Here is a 15,198-nt window from a genome sequence, read left to right as displayed (position 1 = left end):
AAATAGATGAAGCAGCGGGCAAAACCACCGCATCGAAAGAGCCCACTATGGTGCAGGGTGATGAAGCAACGGAGACCATGGATGAAGGCAATGCACTGATGGCTACTAAAAAGCAGGGCGGCAAAAAGAACCCTAATAAAATACCCAAGAATCCGAACAAGAACAATTACGCATCCCTACCAATGGCCAAGGGCAACAATACCATGCTTTCGCAGGTGGTAGGTATCATTATTGGTTCACCAGAATTTCAACGCAAATAGCAACACAGATGTAGGGATTGGAAGGATTTCGCAGATGAACCTATAGCGTTATAAACTTATAAACTTTTTCTATGTCAACGAGAAGAGGATTTTTAAAATCAGGCGGCCTTGCATTATTTGGCATTGGTGTAGGTGGCGTACCCACCTTTATTGCCAGGGCTGCCAATAGCCAAAAGATCATAGGACCTTATAAAAGAATAAGATACTGGTTTGCATTTTCCAGCGTGGCGCCATGGATGGTTTGATGGCGGTCACCCCTTTACGGATGAATACCTTAAAGCAGCCCGCCCTACCCTGTTTATGACGGCAGCCAAGGGCGATAACAACGGTCAATTGATCGACCTGGATGGCCGCTTTGGTCTGCATCCTTCCATGGCTTCTTTTGAGCCCTTGTTCAGGGAAAAACGCCTGGCCATTGTACATGGCATCGGCTCCCCCAACAATACCCGTTCGCATTTTGATGCGCAGGATTATATGGAATCGGGCACCCCCTTCAATAAAGGCACTTCCAGTGGCTGGCTCAACCGGGCGGTAGGATTGCTGGGACATGATGCCACGCCTTTCCGTGCTGTGAGCTTAACCTCTTCCATGCCCCGCTCTTTCTATGGCGACAATCCCTCGGTATCCATCAGCAACCTGCAGGATTTTACCATCCAGATGCGCGGCAATCCTATGGGCACCAATGTAGCAGCCAGGAGTTTTGAAGACCTATACGATCAAACTTCTTCTTCCCTGCTGAATAAAACAGGTAAGGAAAGTTTTGATGCTATTAAGATGTTGCAGAAAGCAGATGTAAAGAATTATAAACCTGCCAACAACGTAGTATACCCAGCCAGTGCGCTTGGTAGTTCATTAAAGCAAATAGCCCAGCTCATCAAAATGGATGTGGGAATGGAAGTAGCTTTTGCTGAATCTGGCGGCTGGGATACCCATTTTAACCAGGGCGCAGTAACCGGCATCTTCTCCCGCAATGTGCTGGACCTTAGCAGCAGCATCACGGCTTTCTGGAACGATCTTAGTGCCTACCAGGATGATGTAACGGTGATGACGATGACCGAATTTGGCCGTACGGTAAAACAAAATGGAACAGGCGGCACTGATCACGGTCGTGGTTCCTGCAATTTTATACTGGGTAATACTGTTCGTGGAGGCAAAGTACATGGACTTGTCAATCCGCTAGCGGTAGAGAACCTGGAAGATGGGCGCGACCTGGCTGTAACCACCGATTTCCGGGCAGTGTTCAGTGAAGTAGCCAACAAACACTTACGTATTAATAACGATACCGTCTTATTTCCCGAATGGAAGGGACAAAAGATCGGTGTGATGAGTTAGCAAGCATTCAGGAAACAAAAGGTGGGCCACCCTGCAGCGCTGCAATGCGGGGCAGCAGGGTGACTCACCTTTTACGTAGGAAGAGGTGACACCTTTCGTCTGCTTCGCAAAGGAAAGGTGTCACCTCTATGAATCCGGGGAGTTGTTTACTACATAGCTATACTTTCCCTTTTATCTAATTGGCATCTGCACTCCAAAAGAAGGCATTCAGCTCTCCCACCCATGCCTCCGGCACTTCCAGTGCGGCAAAGTGACCACCTTGGGGCATCCTGGTAAACCGCTTTACATTCACCATGCGCCGGGCCCATTCAATAGGCATGGGCGCTTCGGCGGGAAAAACAGCCACACCTGATGGTACTTCCACTTTTACCGGCGCTTTAGGCCCTTGTGGTCCATAGCTGGCCCTGGCATTCTCCAGGTAGGTGCGTATTGTACTATTAATAGTTTCAGTCACCCAATAGATGGTGATATTGGTCAGCAACTCATCTTTGGTGAAACTGTTTTCAATATTGCCTTTATTGTCACTCCAGGTATTGAACTTCTCCAGTATCCAGGAAGCCAGGCCCACCGGTGAATCATTGAGCCCAAATGCCAGGGTTTGTGGTTTGGTGGATTGTATCATATTGTATGCACCTTCTGAATACCACCAGTACTGAATGAACTGCCCAAACTGTTGTTCGGCGGGAGACATCGTTGACCAATCTTCCGTACCATTGGGGTAACCCACATCTGTCAGGTGAATGGCCTTCACCGTTTGAGGATATTGAACAGCCATTGATTTAATGATGCCTGTTCCCATATCGCCCCCGGCAGCTACAAAATTTTGATAGCCCAATACATCCGTCATGAGATGCGCAAAGATCCTGGCTGTGCTATCATCCGCCAGTGACACATGATCCGAGAAACCAAAACCCGGTATAGAAGGCACGATCACATCATACGACTCATCGGGGTTACCGCCATGGCTGGCAGGATCGGTAAGCAGGGGATCACCTTATAAAAACGGTAAAAGCTATCAGGCCAGCCATGAACAAGCAACAAAGGCTTGGGATTTTTACCCTTTCCTTTCACATGGATAAAGTGGATACCAACACCGTCAATAGTTGTTTTAAAATGGGGAAACTGATTCAAAGCAGCCTCTTGTTTACGCCAGTCATATTGATTGATCCAATAATCGACCAGTTCTCTTAGATAAGCGGGATTGGTGCCATAACCCCATTCCGCATTCGCTGGTGCGTCAGCCCATCGTGTACGCTGTAAACGGGTTCTAAGATCATCTAAAACTGGTTGTGCAATTTCAATGTGGAAAGGTTGTGCTTTGCTCATAGTTGTATATGTTTTATTGGTTTGGGTAATTGAATACCCGGTTAATGCAATGATTGATAATAGGTTAAGTATATACTGCATACCTGGGCGCGATTTCTGTATGCAAACTACAAGACCCTGGTGACAACAGTATGTCAGCAGTGTTATTTAAAAATAAAAAAAGGTGCTATCCCTAAAAGATAACACCCTTTATACATAAGATCAGGAAAGCAACAAGCCTATTTCACCGTCCTGTTGGATCCATAACTGGTAAGATCTACTATTTTGCCAGCTACAGGCAGCTCTATTTTCCATGTACCTGGTAAACCCGCTGCTTGCTGTTGCAATACACTAATGGGCTCCCTGTAATGGGTAAAAGTGGTATGATGCACAGGAATGGTAAGCGCCGGATGCAGTGCATTGATGATCCGGATGGTTTCCGCTGCATCGAGGCCCCGCCTGCCCAGTGCACTTCCGGCACCCACCGCTCCCACATGTGGCAGCAGCAGGGAAAGATCCCCATATTGTTTGAATTGCGCAATCTCATCAAACCACACCGTATCACCTGTCCAATAGATTCGGTATACCTCCGCTCCTTTTTTGTATTCAATAATATAACCATTCACTTTCCCCAGTTCCGTATTAAGTGGCTCAGCAGCGTGCATGGCTCTTACTGCCACGATATGCAATACCTCCTCCCCTTTTATGAAACTTAGCTCCTTATTCCATTCCAGTCCGGTGGCATCCGTAAACCCCCAGCTTTGGATCAGTTCTACATTGGAGGGGAAGGATCGCTTTCAGCCCTTTTGATAGAACTTCCCTGGCCTGCTGATCCATGTGATCGGCATGCAGGTGGCTGATCATCAACAAATCAATACCAACCGTATCAAAAGGCGCCGGCGGCACCAACCTTTTACCGGTACATTTAACTGGCCCGTCATCGGGTCCTTCTTCAAATAGAATGCAGCATCCGATACAGGCCCCAGCATAGGGTCGGTCAATATCCGGAAACTACCTAATTGCAAAACATAGGTAGGACCGCCGATCCATTGAAAAGTAGTGGGGCTTTGAGATTGTGCTGTTAAAACGGGCAAAATTCCGGTGGCGAGTGCCAACCAATTGAGGGTCTTCATGGCTTAAATAGACAAATCTGTCTGTTTTAGGTTAAAAAAACGAATTACCTGAGTAATTGCTGTGCTGTATGCCTGGCATTCTGGATGGGCCAGGCGTCGCGGTATATTTTACTGCCAATAATGGCAGCTTCAAACAATAAATAGATTGTAGCGGCTGTGTGTAACCCTGTTTCGCTTTCACCTTTGGCTGCCAGGTACAGGTCAAGTATTCGTTGCTTAACCGATGTTTTATGGGCCACCACCTCTTTCCGGATAACAGAATCTTCAAGCGGTAATTCGTCAAGCATTTTGATGAACCGGCACCCTTTGAAGCCATTCGCCTTATTGTTTTTCTCCAGGAAATCAAATAGACCCAACACCTTTTCGACCGGTGTATCAAAATTCAGGAGAAAGGCCTCAATAGCTATGAACCAATCTTTCCTGGCCGCCCGGATATATTCAATTCCCAGTTCTTCCTTTGAACTATAGTATTGGTACATACTGGCCTTGGCCACTTTTGACTCTGCCAAAATCTGGTTGATGCCCGTACTATTGTATCCCTGCTCATAAAAAGCCGGGAAGCAGTTTCCAATACTCTTTCTTTGGGATTAGAATGCCTGGACATGCAACAAAAGTAGGGATAACTACAATAACAGACAAATCTGTCTGTTACGCTTTTCTTAAGAAACGGTTCATCGTTTCAGCAACCGCTGGTCAACCAGCCCCATCAGTGCATCGCGGTAGTTGCGGCTTACAGGAATGATCTTGTCTTTGATCAGCACCGTATTGCCTTCAATGGCTTCGATGCGGGAGCAGTTGACCAGGAAGGATTGGTGTATTTTAAGAAATGCGGCAGCAGGCAATTGGCTTTCCAGTCCTTTGAGGGTGAGATAAGCCATGATGCGTTTATTATCCGTATAGATATTTACATAATTGCCCAGGCTTTCAATGTAAAGTATATCCTTCAGCTCTACTTTTTCGATGCGCTTTTCACTGCGTACAAAGATCCAGGAAGGCAGGGAGGCAGGAGAAGAAGCATCACGCAGTTCGGCAAACTCTTTGGCCTTCTGCACAGCCTTTAAAAACGAGGAAAGGCAACCGGCTTCAGCAAGTAATCAATGATATCCAGTTCATACCCATCCAGGGCATATTGAGGAAAGGCAGTGGTTAAAATAACCAATGGTGTAACGGTTGCTTTTTTCAGGTAATCCAGGCCCGAACGTTTGGGCATTTCAATATCCAGGAATAGGATATCGGCCTTATTGGATTGCAGGAAGGCTTCGACCTTGATCACATTTTCAAACTGACCGGCAGGCTCCAGGAAAGGCACCTGTTCCACAAACTCCTGTAATATTTTGCGGGCAATGGGCTCATCGTCCACCATGATACAACGTAGCTTCTTCATGTCATCAGGGTTAAATGAACAGTATAAACGGGAGGCTCCTTCACAATTTCCAGTGTATAACGATCCTTATACAGCAAATCCAGGCGGCGGGTAACATTACTTAAACCAATACCACCGGCAGTAGGTTCCTGCACTTCATAAGCATTGGTACAGGTAAACAGGATACTGCCGGGTACCTGTTGTAAGCTGATACTAATATGATTCACCTGATTATCTTCCCGCGTACTGAATTTAAAGGCATTTTCAACAAAAGTAAGAAAGATCAAGGGGGCAATTTTCACTTGCTTATCAACCATATTGATGGATAGATCAACATATAGGTTACTGTCACTGCGGGCCCTTTGCAAGGCCACATAATTTTCGAGGTAAATGGCTTCCTTTTCCAGTTCCACCCAATCCACATCCGCCTCGTATAGGTTGTACCGCAGCAGATCGGCAAACTGTAGCAGGATATCCCGCGCCTGCTGGTTTTCCCGGTCAATGGAGCCATAGATGGTATTCAATCCATTGAATAAGAAATGGGGATTGACCTGTGCCCGCAGGTATTTAAGCTCTGTTTCCAGTTGTGATATCTGAATATTCTTTACCTGCTCACCTTGTTCATACGACTTTTGAGAATAATAGACCATGGTGGACATAACCAGGAACCACAAAGCATTAAAGAAATTCCAGTGCAAATAGGATCTTACTGTCATAGGCTCATCGGGCCACACTTGTGCATCCCAGTACTGCTGGTTTAAGCTTCGCAGGTAGGTGTACAAAACAACAATAATACAAAGGCCTGCTATATACAGTAAGGTTCTTTTCTTTTCCAGCAATACCGGTATCAGAAAACGGATATTGCCATACAACAAGAGGGCGATCATGGCATAAAACAGCAGTAAGGATTGCAGGGACCATACAAATCCTTTTTCATGATCCACCCGCGGGAATCCATGATCCCATACAGGATATAAATACCCCAGAAGAGCCAGTGAAATAAGTTTCTTTTTGAAAGAAGGCAGGCAGGACTTTTATTTTGGTGGATGTATTTATAGGTGTGCTTGTTTTTCTTTATCCTGTTGGTATTGTTTGATCAGGGCAATAATGGCTGGTCGTTGAAAATAGTGGGCCCAACCCATGGGGGTAGTACCTGCTATTTTATCGTGTATGGTAAGATCGGCGCCGGCCTCCAGGGCCAGTTGCGCCAGGGCCGTATCGTCCTTTTGTGCAGCGATGTGCAGTAAGGTACTTTGCCATTCACCATATTGGCGGTTCACTTCACCTGGTTTGCCGGACAACAATTGGGCTGCACGTTCTTTCCAGCCAAGCTCCCAGGCTTCGAGGGCGGTATAGGATACGCCTTGCCCGATCAACCATTCTGCGGCAGCAGGCTGGTTAAAATGTGCCGCCAACTGCAGCAAACTCATGTCATTATTAAGGGGCTTATTCAATACCTCCGCTTCCAAATAAACTGCCGCCCTTTCCATAGCATCTGTATCCCCCCTACCCGTAGCTTCGGCCAACGCTACCAAAGCAGGCGAAGGTGGATTGGTGATGTATTTTTATTGGTTAACCACCAGGTACATCCATAACTAATGAACCGGAAGCCTACCTGCTCATAAGTACGGCGGCCAATATGATTGGCATTCAACATCACATACCGGTACCCCCTTCCTTTGGCATACTGGCAGGCTGCCGTTACAATGGCTTTACCAATGCCCTGCTTTTGCAGGGAAGGCAATACACCCACATTGTACATACCGGCAATACCCAATGGTCCGGTAGTGAAAAAAAGGCAACATTGGCCTACAATGGCTCCATCCAGGAAAGCGATGAAACGTTGTATCTTTTCCGGATGCACCCGCAATAAAGCATCGGAGATGGCGCCACCATTTTCGGCATAAGGAAGATCTTTAACCCCCTGTACAGGAATATCATTGGCGGCACGCAGCTCCAGGCCTGCCGGCGCCGCATACCCGGTTTGAACAGCCCCTACCTCCAGCGACATCCAACAGGGCTGCCAACCAGGCTGAAAACCCCGGGCCAGCAAAGCAATACCTATATCAGCCGGACAGGCAGGATACAATGACCAATACCCGATATTATCGGCCCCTTTCGACCGGAAAAATCCATCATACCATCCAAAGCTTGCTTTAGGTGATCAGCCACTAAAGAAGGGAATACGACAGCTGATCCATTGAAAGGGGTATTCGTATAAGTTAGTCCATCAATCGTATTAACAGTGCCACCCAATGCTACCGCATTGAGGTAAAACAATTGCCGGTGGTTTTCAGCAATGGCCTGCTCCAACTGTCCTGCACTGGCATTTCGGAGCACCTGGGTATCGTTGGCCGGAATGGAAGTCATAGTATTAGTTTAATGATTCAGATCTTGACCTCAATCGTAAATCTGTCCCACCATCTGGCGGGAGCCATTCGTTTGCTATGACAAACTGCCCGAAGCTCACAGCTCATAGCTTGCATTCCCCCACTCGCCTCTCTCCAAAACTAACAGAAAATTATATGCACTTTCCAACTATGTTTAGCCCCCACGCCCCTTTTCACGGCAATTACACGGATTATGTAGAATTTCATACAGGATATCACAAATGTTTTTTGATGCCCTGATTTGCCTGAAATTCAATCTGTCAGACATAAGAAGGCAGGCCTAAGGGAAAGTATAGCCATAAAAATTCAACCGCATGAACAACACTATTCTCTACACCCGCCTGCAGTCTATCGACCTGTTGCGCGGCGCTATCATGGTCCTGATGGTTATTGATCATGTACGTTGTTATTCGGGCATTCCGGCGGGTGGTCCGGACCCTGCTATCTTTTTCACCCGCTGGATCACCCATTTCTGCGCCCCTGTATTTTGCTTTTTTGCTGGCGCCGCTGCTTACCTGCATGGAAAACAACTCAATGACCAACGCAAGCTGGCGCTTTTCCTGGTTACCCGTGGCCTATTGCTGGTGGTGTTGGAACTTACCCTGGTGCGTTTTTGCTGGGCTTTTAAGATCGATTATACCCGGTTTGTGTTTATGGGCATCTTGTGGATGCTGGGGTGGTGTATGCTGATCATGGCTTTGCTGGTTCGGCTTAAACCCCTGGTGGTGGGCATCATTGGTATGGCCATTATCATTTTTCAACCCGTTTTTGCCTGGGCGCCCAGGGCGCTGCCCCCATCCCAACAAGCGGCCTTTGCCAGGGTATGGGAGTTTATCTATCCAACAGGACAGGATTGGCCGCCTCCTTTTGCCATCCTGTACGTGATCGTACCCTGGATAGGTGTTATGGCAGCCGGTTATGCGTTTGGTCTTATCCTGCAAATGGATGCTGCCCGGCGTCGCCGCATTTGCCTGCAACTGGGCTTATGCGCCACTGCTTTTTTTATTGTAGGCGCCAGTACCCTGCTAATACGGGAGCCGCAGGAAGAAAATGCCCCACCCTTTATTTTCCGGCTCCTCAACCAGCGCAAATACCCCGCATCCCCTGGTACCTGCTCATGACCCTGGGCCCCGTAATTGCCCTGATACCCTATGCTGAGAAAGCAAGCGGATGGCTGGCAAGGGCACTCTGTACCATTGGCCGGGTACCCCTCTTTATTACCTTTTGCACATTCCCCTAATCCACCTCAGCGCACAATTGGTTAACTTTATTCGTAACGGGTTCATAGCGCCTCAATGGTATTATACCGCACCATTTTCTTCCGTCCCTTCTCAATACACCTGGAACCTGGGGCTGCTATACCTGGTGGTACTGCTGGATGTTCTACTGCTTTACCTGGCCAGCCGGTGGTATGCCGCCTATAAGCAGGCACACCCGGCCAACCGGTGGCTCAAATATTTGTGAACCAGATATAACAGCAATTATGAAACTCAATCACCGCATCGGCCGGTTCATTATGGGACTTAAACGGCCCTCCAAATCCACCAATATGCGCAGACTGCGTGAATGGGGCGAAACGCTGGAAGCCTTTACCATCCGGGAAGTTACAATGAATGACCTGCCAGCTTTGGCAGCCCTGCATGTGCAAACCTGGGCTGATACTTACTGGACCATAAAAATCCACCCACTTACGAGATACGTGAACACCAGTGGCGTGAGCAATTCAGGAAACAAGATGGTAGCTGGTTTTGCTTTGTAGTCCAAAACCGCGAAGGCAAGCTCATCGGCTTTGCCAAAGGCGAAAAATACAATCACCATGACCTCCCCGATTTCGGTGGAGAACTCAATAAGATCTACCTGCTGCTGGAATACCAGCGCCTGGGCTTGGGCAGGCTACTGGTGGGCCATGTAGCCCGTCGATTCCTCGACATGGGTATTACCTCCATGGTATTATTTGGTACACCCCAAAATCCATCCAACCGGTTTTATGAAGTATTGCATGGGGAAAGGTTGTATGACAAGAAAGGAGAATTTCATGGAGGCTATGGTTGGCGTGACCTGCAGAAGCTGGCAGAAATATGTCCTATTGATTAATCCCTGCGTCATAGAGAGAACCGCAGTTACCACTTTAACACAATAGCACTCCATGATACAACCCATTGAAATGAAGCTGGAATTACCTATGAAGGTATACAACGATACCGCTACCACCAGTAAGGTATGGGCAATGTTAATAGCCAGCCATAACGGACAAGTAGACAAAGTAAAAGCACTGGCGGCTGAATGTCCGGGCCTGTTATATGCCCAATACAACTATACGCCCCCATTCACTTGGCCGTACGGGAAGGGCATACAGCTTTAGTAGAATACTTGTTGAATGAAGGAGCATTGGACCCATCCTACCGCATTTATCCATTTTTAGACAGTCTTCTCACCATCGCTCAGGATAGGGAACACCATGCTATTGTCCGTTTGCTTGAACAATACCTCAGCAATCCTTCTCTTTGCCAATTCACCGGCGATACCGGTGGCACCCTCTATAACCGAACACCAACGGAAACAGCATTTGAACAAGCAGTAAATAAAGATGACCTGGAACAAGTTGAAAAATTATTGGATGTGCATCCTTCCTTTGCACTGGATGACACCTTCTTTTGGAGCGAAGGTATTTTGATGATGCCTGCCAAAGTAGCCAACTATAGAATGGTGGAGTTATTAATGCGCTATGGCGCCAGGGTTCCCCCTATATTAAAGTGGGCACAGTTTTATTATTTTGAACGATATGAAAGTGCTGTTTTTATGATGGAACATGGTATGAACCCGCATGTAATGAGTTGGCATCATGTAACCCTATTGCATGATATGGCGCAAAAGGGTTTCCTGGATAAGGCAGCCCTGTTGATAAAGTATGGTGCCAAGATCGACCTTGTTGATGAAGAGTACCGGTCTACTCCACTTGGTATGGCTGCCCGCTGGGGCCGGGAGGATATGGTAGACTATTTGCTGCAACAGGGTGCCGATCCCAATCAATCAGGCGCCCCCTGGGCCACACCACTTGCCTGGGCTAAAAAGAAAGGGTATACCAACATTGAAAGCAAACTTCGCCGTGCAGGCGCGCTACATTAAATACAACCAGGTGCCGGTAAAAAATAAATGCCATGTACATAACACCATTACCAATAACAGCCAACCTGGAACAATACCAACAGCAGGTAGACAGCTTATATACCGGTTGCATGGCACGCGAAAAGGATGCATTGCAGTTCATGTATAACCATCACCCTCAATGGTGGAGAAAGACAGAGGCAGAAATGCTCAATACCCCCATTGCAAAAGAAAATGCCACCAATGCCCTTGCCTGGTTTTATGCATTCACCAGTTGGGAAACCCTGATGGCCTGGGTGGCAGCTATTACAGAACCAGGCGCTCAAGCCGCAAGGTTTGAAGAAGCTGTGGATACCATCGTAGCCGGTGATATCCCAGCATTAAAGACATTGTTGCATAATGATCCTTCCCTGATCAACGCAAGATCACTACGCTCCCATCATTCAACCCTGTTACATTATACGGGCACCAATGGCGTGGAAGGTTACCGCCAGCGTTATCCGCCCAATGCGGTGGAAGTATTGCAATTGCTATTGGCCGAAGGTGCTGAAGTAGATGCCCAGGCGGGGATGTATGGTGGCGGTTCTACTACCCTGGGATTGGTAGCTACCAGTATCCATCCGGCCAAAGCCGGTATTATGACCACCCTGTTGGATATTTTACTAAAGGCCGGAGCAGTGATCGACCAGCCCGGCGCTGCCGGCAACGGACACTATGCCATTAATGGTTGCCTGGCTAATGGCCGGCCCGAAGCGGCCGACTACCTGGCCCGCCATGGCGCCCTGCTCGATCTGGAAGGCGCAGCAGGTGTAGGCCGACTCGACATCGTAAAAGCTTCTTCGGGAAAGATGGCAGCCTGCAGCACAATGCTACCCGCCAGCAAATGGAAGCGGGTTTTATTTGGGCCTGCGAATTTGGCCATCCACCTGTAATAGATTACCTCATTGGCCAGGGCCTTGATCCCAATATAGCGGTAAATGGTATGTATGGATTGCATTGGGCCCTTATTGGCGGTCACCTGGAAGTAATACAATTACTCCTGCAACATCGGGTGTCGCTGGAAGCCCGCAATCAGTATGGCGGCAATGCCATTGGCTGCGCCGTTTGGTCGGTATGCAACAGCGATGGCGTCTATCGCTGGCCCGAAAGAGAAGTGGATTATATGCTGATCATTGAAACCTTGCTCAGAGCAGGTGCTTCCATTGAGCAGGGTATGCTGGCCTGGCTGGCACAGCAAAACGATATGCCTGCATCCACCAGGCAAAGCCTGGATACACTTTTTCGCCAGTACGGCGCCATCACCTGATCAATTATCCCACCATGCCAACAACCCATAACGAACAACTACCACCGCAAAAACCGGCCATCTTATTTTTTGAAGTAGACGAAGTACATACTATGCAGGAGGCTATTGCTGCCCGTGGCGGTAAAACCAGCCGGCCGGAAAAAGTGAACTGGATCAAGATAAACTTCTTTGAAGTGCGTGATCCCGATGGGCATATCCTTTGGTTTGGTAAATCCTATCATGAATTCTATGCCGATGTCCATACCGAAGTAGGCAAAGGACAATTACGCACCATTATGCCTTGTATGCCCCTTAGCAATATACCTGCCGGTATTGCCTGGTATCGCGATGTACTGGGATTCAGCATCAACTACCAGCAGCACGACCTTGGCGTGATGGATCGGGATAGTATACGCCTCTTACTCATAGCACGCAGCCCGCAACATAATGGCATTGGTAGCTGTGCTTTTTATATCCACGACGCCGATGCACTCTATACAGAATTATTGGCTAAAGGTGCGCTTATTGCTGCCCCACCCATAAGTCAACCCTGGGGTCTGCGGGAATTTCACGTATCAGATCCCGAAGGGAATACCCTCACCTTTGCCCAAACATTCGAATAACCTGTTTTATTTTTTAGTTCAAGCTGCGATTTTGTGTCTACTTTGGTCTTTCAATAAATAATCCTAACTACATGAGAAAAAGACACTCTTATCATGCTTTATTATATTGTTCGCACTCCATTCTATCCAGGCGCAACTAAAAAGCCCATTGTCATTCCTTTTACCTTAACCAGCGAAGGGCATATCCTGGTCAAAGCTACCATCAATGGTGTGGAAGGTGATTTTATTTTTGATACAGGGGCTGGTATCAATATGGTTACCCAAAAATTTGCGGACAAACTGGGATCACTACAGAAAACAGATGGTTTTTATGTAGGCCACCGCGCCACTGGAGAAGCTATCTCTACCGACCTATGGGTGATCAAAGACCTCCAAATGGGGGCATTCGCCTGCACCGGTCAAAAAACCGCAGTAGCAAAGGTCGATTTCCCGTTGGATGGATTGATATCGCTTATGCCATTTATCAACTCACCGATCACCATCGATTATAGCAACAAGCGCCTTACCATAGAATCCAATTCATCCCTGCAGCAATTACTGCCTCAAAGCAAGATCATTCCCTTACAGATCTCTTATGAACGCGAAACAGTGGTCGAAATATTTACGTATGTAAGATTGAACAACCAAATTACCGCTCAAATATCACTCGATTGTGGTGCCGGTTTTAATGTCTTTAGGTTTAACTCCCGGTACATGGCCCCACTGGGTATCGACAGCCTGAAAGCCGTGAAAAAGTATATTAAAAGCCCCTTTGACACGACCAAAGGGAATACCTATTATACAACTGACCTGGCTGAATTACGTACCATTTCCAATGGCACCACTGCCAACAATATCAAGGCTACTTTTATAGAGGGACTGATTGTAGAAGGGATCACCGGCATGAACTGGCTGGGCGACCAGATCACCATTGATATTGCCCATAAGCGAATGTTGGTACGATCAAAACATTGACAGTCCTATTACAAGGCAATTCAATTACAATCAAGAACACCGTACCATTCATGCAGATCAATCAGGCAACCAGAGAACACCATCCCATACTGATCGATATATGGGAAGCCTCCGTACGCGCCACCCATCATTTCCTGACCAATGAAGACATCCTGTATTTCAGGCAGCGTATACCGGAGCAATATTTTAACCTGGTAGACCTCTACTATATTAGCAACGAGCAACAAGAGATTACCGGCCTGCTGGGTTTATCGCCCGGCAAGATAGAAATGCTGTTTATCCATCCCCGCCATTTCAGGAAAGGCTATGGCAACCTGCTGACCGGTTATGCCATCAGGCAGCACCAGGTAAACCAGGTGGATGTGAATGAACAAAATCCCCAGGCTGTAGCTTTTTATCTCCGGCAAGGCTTCCGGATTATCAACCGGCTCGAAAAAGACAATGAAGGAAAAGATTTCCCGATACTGCAAATGGAGTTGTAGTAGCAAGCAGTAAAAATAATAAAAGAGGCCGCCTTAACAGGTGGCCTCTTTTATTATTGGAAAAACTATAATCTTAGTGACCAGGGTGCGGTTGAGCGGCACCAGGTGCGGGTGCTGTGGGAGCAGGTGCAGGTGCATTCGCATCTGTTACATCCACGATCTCAATATCAAAGATCAGGCTTTCATGTGGCTTTCCACCAGGACCGGGCCTGTCGCCATAAGCCTGGAAGAAGGGAATGTACAAAGTACCTTTACCGCCTTTCTTAAAGAAAGCCAGTCCCTCATCCCATCCGGGAATTACTGAACCAGTACCCAGTACCAGGTCGAGCGGAGGCCTGCTGCCATCCATATTGCTTTCAAATTGCGTGCCTGTTGAAAATACCTTACCAGTATATTTAACAGCCAGTTTTTTACCTACAGCAGCTTGTTCGCCAGTACCCAATTGTTTGATCTGTACATAAGTACCGCCGGCAGCTTTTTGTGTAGTGATCTTATTCTTGGCCAGGTAGTCTTCGATTTCCTTAATAGCCGGTGCTTTCAATTTTTCACCTTCAGCAGCGAGCTTCTGTTGCTCAACTTGCTGACGGGCTTGCTCTTTGGTGCTTTCAGCCATCTGGTCTTTCTGCGCCAGGCTATCGGCAGTAAATACATCCAATACCTTAAAGGTGATGAAGATCTTGTCTTTCTTGGTAATGAATGGAGGCAAGCCACCTGGATTCTTTTTAAACAGTGTATCAGCCAGCATTACTACTACTGCGCTATCGCCTTTGCGCAACAAGGGGAAAATTTCAGCCGGGTGATACATTGGGCCGATGCTGTCTACTTGAGCATAAGAAGGCATTTTACCATAAGTTTCGCCCAACAGGGAGTCTTTGCTACCCCCTTTAATGCGTTGTGAAACATGAAACTTCAGCACCTGGCCGCGTTGTACAGGCTTTCCTTTACCATCAGAAATTACTTTGTATA

At 47.4% G+C, this 15,198-nt stretch carries 26 protein-coding genes; 14 read left to right on the top strand and 12 right to left on the bottom strand.

Annotated features, from left to right (window positions below; translation table 11 throughout):
• The first annotated feature begins 47 nt into the window (after positions 1–47).
• The 3 genes from RS881_RS20840 (at position 48) to RS881_RS20830 (ending at position 1,592) form a co-directional block, all read left to right on the top strand.
• On the top strand, positions 48–260 hold the full coding sequence (locus tag RS881_RS20840) for a hypothetical protein (RefSeq protein WP_315822835.1): 213 nt from the start codon (positions 48–50) through the stop codon (positions 258–260).
• Between the two features lie 71 nt (positions 261–331).
• Positions 332–505, top strand: a complete 174-nt coding sequence (locus RS881_RS20835) for a hypothetical protein (protein WP_315822834.1) — start codon at positions 332–334, stop codon at positions 503–505.
• On the top strand, positions 471–1,592 hold the full coding sequence (locus RS881_RS20830; protein WP_315822833.1) for a DUF1501 domain-containing protein: 1,122 nt from the start codon (positions 471–473) through the stop codon (positions 1,590–1,592). The genes RS881_RS20835 and RS881_RS20830 overlap by 35 nt, the downstream gene beginning before the upstream one ends.
• Before the next feature lie 175 nt (positions 1,593–1,767).
• Here the strand turns inward: RS881_RS20830 and RS881_RS20825 are convergent, their stop codons facing one another.
• The 11 genes from RS881_RS20825 to RS881_RS20775 all read right to left on the bottom strand — a co-directional run bounded on the left by RS881_RS20825 (position 1,768) and on the right by RS881_RS20775 (position 7,763).
• The gene (locus RS881_RS20825) at positions 1,768–2,526 is read right to left on the bottom strand and encodes an alpha/beta fold hydrolase (protein WP_315822832.1); all 759 of its coding nucleotides are present in this window, start codon (positions 2,524–2,526) and stop codon (positions 1,768–1,770) included.
• A complete protein-coding gene (locus RS881_RS20820) occupies positions 2,523–2,918 on the bottom strand; it encodes an epoxide hydrolase N-terminal domain-containing protein (protein ID WP_315822831.1) in 396 nt (131 codons plus the stop codon). Before RS881_RS20820 ends, RS881_RS20825 begins: the two co-directional genes overlap by 4 nt.
• A gap of 218 nt (positions 2,919–3,136) precedes the next feature.
• Complete coding sequence (locus RS881_RS20815; RefSeq protein WP_315824561.1) at positions 3,137–3,631, bottom strand: MBL fold metallo-hydrolase; 495 nt, start codon at positions 3,629–3,631, stop codon at positions 3,137–3,139.
• A gap of 129 nt (positions 3,632–3,760) precedes the next feature.
• Positions 3,761–4,030: a hypothetical protein gene (locus RS881_RS20810; protein ID WP_315822830.1), complete on the bottom strand. Its 270-nt coding sequence runs from the start codon at positions 4,028–4,030 to the stop codon at positions 3,761–3,763.
• A gap of 44 nt (positions 4,031–4,074) precedes the next feature.
• On the bottom strand, positions 4,075–4,602 hold the full coding sequence (locus RS881_RS20805) for a TetR/AcrR family transcriptional regulator (RefSeq protein ID WP_315824560.1): 528 nt from the start codon (positions 4,600–4,602) through the stop codon (positions 4,075–4,077).
• Positions 4,603–4,701: 99 nt separating this feature from the next.
• On the bottom strand, positions 4,702–5,082 hold the full coding sequence (locus tag RS881_RS20800; RefSeq protein ID WP_315822829.1) for a LytR/AlgR family response regulator transcription factor: 381 nt from the start codon (positions 5,080–5,082) through the stop codon (positions 4,702–4,704).
• Positions 5,083–5,087: 5 nt separating this feature from the next.
• Positions 5,088–5,414: a LytR/AlgR family response regulator transcription factor gene (locus RS881_RS20795; RefSeq protein ID WP_315822828.1), complete on the bottom strand. Its 327-nt coding sequence runs from the start codon at positions 5,412–5,414 to the stop codon at positions 5,088–5,090.
• A complete protein-coding gene (locus RS881_RS20790; RefSeq protein WP_315822827.1) occupies positions 5,411–6,337 on the bottom strand; it encodes a sensor histidine kinase in 927 nt (308 codons plus the stop codon). The genes RS881_RS20795 and RS881_RS20790 overlap by 4 nt, the downstream gene beginning before the upstream one ends.
• A 108-nt stretch (positions 6,338–6,445) precedes the next feature.
• On the bottom strand, positions 6,446–6,883 hold the full coding sequence (locus RS881_RS20785) for an ankyrin repeat domain-containing protein (RefSeq protein ID WP_315822826.1): 438 nt from the start codon (positions 6,881–6,883) through the stop codon (positions 6,446–6,448).
• A 38-nt stretch (positions 6,884–6,921) separates the two neighbouring features.
• Entirely contained in the window at positions 6,922–7,482 is a 561-nt protein-coding gene (locus RS881_RS20780) for a GNAT family N-acetyltransferase (protein ID WP_315822825.1), read from the bottom strand.
• Positions 7,455–7,763: a hypothetical protein gene (locus RS881_RS20775; RefSeq protein WP_315822824.1), complete on the bottom strand. Its 309-nt coding sequence runs from the start codon at positions 7,761–7,763 to the stop codon at positions 7,455–7,457. Before RS881_RS20775 ends, RS881_RS20780 begins: the two co-directional genes overlap by 28 nt.
• Before the next feature lie 334 nt (positions 7,764–8,097).
• Between RS881_RS20775 and RS881_RS20770 the strand changes: the two genes are divergently transcribed.
• The 11 genes from RS881_RS20770 (at position 8,098) to RS881_RS20720 (ending at position 14,232) form a co-directional block, all read left to right on the top strand.
• On the top strand, positions 8,098–8,904 hold the full coding sequence (locus tag RS881_RS20770; protein WP_315822823.1) for an acetyltransferase domain-containing protein: 807 nt from the start codon (positions 8,098–8,100) through the stop codon (positions 8,902–8,904).
• Positions 8,905–9,040: 136 nt separating this feature from the next.
• On the top strand, positions 9,041–9,247 hold the full coding sequence (locus RS881_RS20765; RefSeq protein ID WP_315822822.1) for a hypothetical protein: 207 nt from the start codon (positions 9,041–9,043) through the stop codon (positions 9,245–9,247).
• A gap of 19 nt (positions 9,248–9,266) precedes the next feature.
• Positions 9,267–9,542 carry a hypothetical protein gene (locus RS881_RS20760; RefSeq protein ID WP_315822821.1) on the top strand — a complete coding sequence of 92 codons (276 nt, stop codon included), beginning with the start codon at positions 9,267–9,269 and terminating at the stop codon, positions 9,540–9,542.
• Positions 9,449–9,877: a GNAT family N-acetyltransferase gene (locus tag RS881_RS20755; protein ID WP_315824559.1), complete on the top strand. Its 429-nt coding sequence runs from the start codon at positions 9,449–9,451 to the stop codon at positions 9,875–9,877. The genes RS881_RS20760 and RS881_RS20755 overlap by 94 nt, the downstream gene beginning before the upstream one ends.
• Positions 9,878–9,929: 52 nt before the next feature.
• Positions 9,930–10,145 (top strand): hypothetical protein, encoded by a 216-nt coding sequence (locus RS881_RS20750; RefSeq protein ID WP_315822820.1) that lies wholly within the window; start codon positions 9,930–9,932, stop codon positions 10,143–10,145.
• Positions 10,115–10,909, top strand: a complete 795-nt coding sequence (locus tag RS881_RS20745; RefSeq protein ID WP_315822819.1) for an ankyrin repeat domain-containing protein — start codon at positions 10,115–10,117, stop codon at positions 10,907–10,909. Before RS881_RS20750 ends, RS881_RS20745 begins: the two co-directional genes overlap by 31 nt.
• A 32-nt stretch (positions 10,910–10,941) precedes the next feature.
• On the top strand, positions 10,942–11,820 hold the full coding sequence (locus RS881_RS20740; RefSeq protein ID WP_315822818.1) for an ankyrin repeat domain-containing protein: 879 nt from the start codon (positions 10,942–10,944) through the stop codon (positions 11,818–11,820).
• Complete coding sequence (locus tag RS881_RS20735; protein ID WP_315822817.1) at positions 11,772–12,194, top strand: ankyrin repeat domain-containing protein; 423 nt, start codon at positions 11,772–11,774, stop codon at positions 12,192–12,194. Before RS881_RS20740 ends, RS881_RS20735 begins: the two co-directional genes overlap by 49 nt.
• Positions 12,195–12,208: 14 nt before the next feature.
• Entirely contained in the window at positions 12,209–12,796 is a 588-nt protein-coding gene (locus RS881_RS20730; RefSeq protein ID WP_315822816.1) for a VOC family protein, read from the top strand.
• Positions 12,797–12,889: 93 nt separating this feature from the next.
• On the top strand, positions 12,890–13,750 hold the full coding sequence (locus RS881_RS20725; RefSeq protein ID WP_315822815.1) for a retropepsin-like aspartic protease: 861 nt from the start codon (positions 12,890–12,892) through the stop codon (positions 13,748–13,750).
• Between the two features lie 50 nt (positions 13,751–13,800).
• Positions 13,801–14,232 carry a GNAT family N-acetyltransferase gene (locus tag RS881_RS20720; RefSeq protein ID WP_315822814.1) on the top strand — a complete coding sequence of 144 codons (432 nt, stop codon included), beginning with the start codon at positions 13,801–13,803 and terminating at the stop codon, positions 14,230–14,232.
• 73 nt (positions 14,233–14,305) lie between these two features.
• On the opposite strand, the gene RS881_RS20715 is transcribed toward RS881_RS20720, so the two are convergent.
• Entirely contained in the window at positions 14,306–15,148 is an 843-nt protein-coding gene (locus RS881_RS20715) for an FKBP-type peptidyl-prolyl cis-trans isomerase (protein WP_315822813.1), read from the bottom strand.
• Between the last annotated feature and the right edge of the window lie 50 nt (positions 15,149–15,198).

The sequence above is a fragment of the Paraflavitalea speifideaquila genome (genome assembly GCF_032395985.1).
Taxonomy (GTDB): Bacteria; Bacteroidota; Bacteroidia; order Chitinophagales; family Chitinophagaceae; genus Paraflavitalea; species Paraflavitalea speifideaquila.
This window is presented reverse-complemented; position numbering and strand designations above follow the sequence as displayed.